2 protein-coding genes are annotated in these 2,778 nt (G+C 52.8%); both read right to left on the reverse strand.

The features are described 5' to 3' along the window. Positions 1-65: 65 nt before the first annotated feature. The gene (locus ACTQ34_RS17705) at positions 66-563 is read right to left on the reverse strand and encodes a hypothetical protein (protein ID WP_441364918.1); all 498 of its coding nucleotides are present in this window, start codon (positions 561-563) and stop codon (positions 66-68) included. Positions 564-567: 4 nt separating this feature from the next. Continuing rightward, the gene (gene ltrA / locus ACTQ34_RS17710) at positions 568-2,247 is read right to left on the reverse strand and encodes a group II intron reverse transcriptase/maturase (RefSeq protein WP_441364919.1); all 1,680 of its coding nucleotides are present in this window, start codon (positions 2,245-2,247) and stop codon (positions 568-570) included. Positions 2,248-2,778: the final 531 nt, after the last annotated feature.

The raw sequence follows: 2,778 nt of genomic DNA on the forward strand, positions 1-2,778 counted from the left end.
CTGTGTCCGGCTTCTGAGTATGAAGCCATGGTGTCTGGCCGCTGGCTGGCACGTCAACCGTGTGACTATGAGACCGTGGCGGACAAGGCTGACAGCACGGAGTAGGCGAACACATCCAGCGTACCGTCTACAAACAGTTCCAGCGCCAGCGCGATGGACTGGGCCTGCGGCTCCGGCTGGCGCAGCAGCTCCGCGCGGAACTCTTTCAGTGTGGGAGAGGGCGTACCGTCCTGCGTGTAGTTCTGATAGACGCTTTTCACGCACCGCGCGATGATAGAACGCTCTTTCGCGTCAATCAGGGAAGGTTTCATGAGCTGTTCGCACAGAGACATGACGAACTGGCTTTTCAGCAGCAGAGGGCCGTTTACGGTGTCGTCCTCCTCGCCGTAACCGCTGGTCATGTCCATCGCATTGATGTGGTTGTGACTGCCTGCCGCAATTTGAACCACCTCGCCGCCTAGGGCGCGGACAAGCGGTGCATAGTCGACTAAGTCGGCGGGATTACTCCCGCTTTCTCGTCTAAGAACCGTACGTGAGCGTTTCCACTCATACGGCTCAAGCATTTCATCACGCTTTCGCGCGGCGTTCCAAGAAAATTTGTTGGCAATGCTTATGGACGTAGGCCATATTGCGCACCTCGTCCTTGCCGCCCATGGCTTTCGGGACTTTGAAGAAAATCTCCCTCTCGTCGCTGATGTCCATGGGAAGTCCACAGTGATAACAACACCCTTTTTGGTTTTTCCAGATTTGCTTAAAGCGTCCAGATAGCCGCTTCATACCATGCTGGAATTTGCGGTCAATGAAGTATTGGGTGTCAAAATAGGGATTTGCGTCCATTCGTACTTTGGTATGGCGGACAATGGGGATGTGGTCCACCCGCAAAAGTTCCTTGTCCTCGGTGCAGAACACCCAGTTCCGGTTGCCTCTGCGGTGCCAGTAGTTGGTGGAGACCCACCACTGCCCCTTATGGGGATGGCGGCGCTTCGCCCATCGCCACAGTAATTCGTAGAGGATGTAGTCAATATGGGCAAAGGCTTCACTGGCACAGACCGATTGATGGTAATTCGTCCAGCCACGAATCTGCTGGTTCAGCTTTTCAATCAGGACTTCCTGCTTCCAAGCCTTACCACGTCCAAGAATCGTCTCGGACAGGGCAGATTTAAGGGCTTTCAGCGCTTTCTTGGACGGCTTGACAATGAGCTTTCCCTTGAATTTGCGGAATGTCCAGCCCAGCATATCAAAACCGTCGTCGATGTGGGTGATAACCGTCTCTTCCTCGGACAGCTCCAGCCCTCTGGTTTGCAGAAAATCGCGGACGATTTCTTTTGCTTCCACCGCAATCTCTTTTGTAGCCGCAGTAACAATGAAATCGTCGGCGTAGCGCACCAGATTTCCCTTATGGGCGTTTTTGAATCGAAGGTCCACTTTGCCCAGTCGGTTGGTGTGGAAACGATCCGAGAGGACTTTCTGCATTCCGTCCAGCGCCATGTTTGCGAGAATAGGGGAGATGACGCCGCCTTGGGGAGTACCCTCATCAGTGGGAAACAGTTCCCGCTCAAATATAAAACCTGCTTTCAGAAACTGTTTCAATACAGATTTGTCCATTGGGATGTGCTCAATGAGCCAGTCATGGCTGATATGGTCAAAACACCCTTTGATGTCGCCCTCCAGCACCCACTGCGGGGAATTCCTGCGGCTGAGCGCTGTGAAGATATATTCACAATCGTCCTGCGCACAGCGCCCCTTGCGGAAGCCGAAGGATTTTGTGTCCGCTGTTGTCTCTGATACCGGGTCGAGAGCCAGGGCGTAGAGCGCCTGCATAGCCCTGTCATACATACAGGGGATGCCCAGCGGACGTTTCGCCTTCTTGCCCTTTTTCTCAATGAACACCCGGCGCAGAGGTTTTGCTTTGTAGCCCTTGTCGGTCAGGGTCAGGACACCGCGCATTTTAGCGGCTGGGGTAGACCACAGCTCACCGTCCACGCCCGGCGTCTTTTTCCCTTTGTTGGTGGTCACTTTCCGTACCGCCAACACTTTTGCATCGTACGAATGGGTCAAAAGATACTGTAATCGCTTCACTGTGTTCCATTTCTTCTCTTGGGTCGCCTTAGCAATCCTGGTTTGCAGCCTATTGACCTCGGTTTCCGCTTTCTTCCAGTCAATGGATCTCCATTGCTGTTCCAGCGCCGCCGCGTCCGGTAATCTCTCAGGGCTTTTACACCCCGTCGTTGAACAATTACCGTTCATAGGTTTACCTCCTTTTCTTGCTATGAAATACCGTGGGACAAGTCAGCACCCTTTCGGGCTGGGGCAAAGTTTGAACCCCTATCCTGCCCCGTTACAGGGCAGGCATTCGCTTTTTATCCCGTTCCTCTACCCTCTGCGTCATTTCTTCCCCTTACGGGGTTGATACCTCCGCATTTCTGCGAAGGAACGCATAGGGCTTACCACGTTCCGCGTAACAAATAGTTGTGTGCGTTTTAGGAGCCATCTTTGAGCCGGGAGGATTTATGTCCATTTGCTGGGGGATTGCGAAAGTTCCCACAGCCACCTCCGCACCTTTTGGTGTAGGCGTATCAGCCTGATTTCGCCTATTCCCTGTAACGACCCTTGCGATGATTCACTTACATTCTCCATGACGCACTTATCCTGGCAGTACGGCTGAGTTAGTAGAAGGATACTTTGCATCACAATAGAGAGCATCGAGATAACCGCCTTATGGATGTTTTCCGCTTTGAGCGAATTTACTTTACAAGAATAAAATCCAGACAGGATTGC

This window comes from Agathobaculum sp. LCP25S3_E8 (assembly GCF_052117165.1).
In the GTDB taxonomy this organism is placed as follows: Bacteria; Bacillota; Clostridia; order Oscillospirales; family Butyricicoccaceae; genus Agathobaculum.

Excerpts from the sequence above, each read along its gene's own strand:
- ltrA (WP_441364919.1), bottom strand. The coding sequence starts at position 2,247 with ATGAACGGTAATTGTTCAACGACGGGGTGTAAAAGCCCTGAGAGATTA.
- ACTQ34_RS17705 (WP_441364918.1), bottom strand. The coding sequence starts at position 563 with ATGCTTGAGCCGTATGAGTGGAAACGCTCACGTACGGTTCTTAGACGA.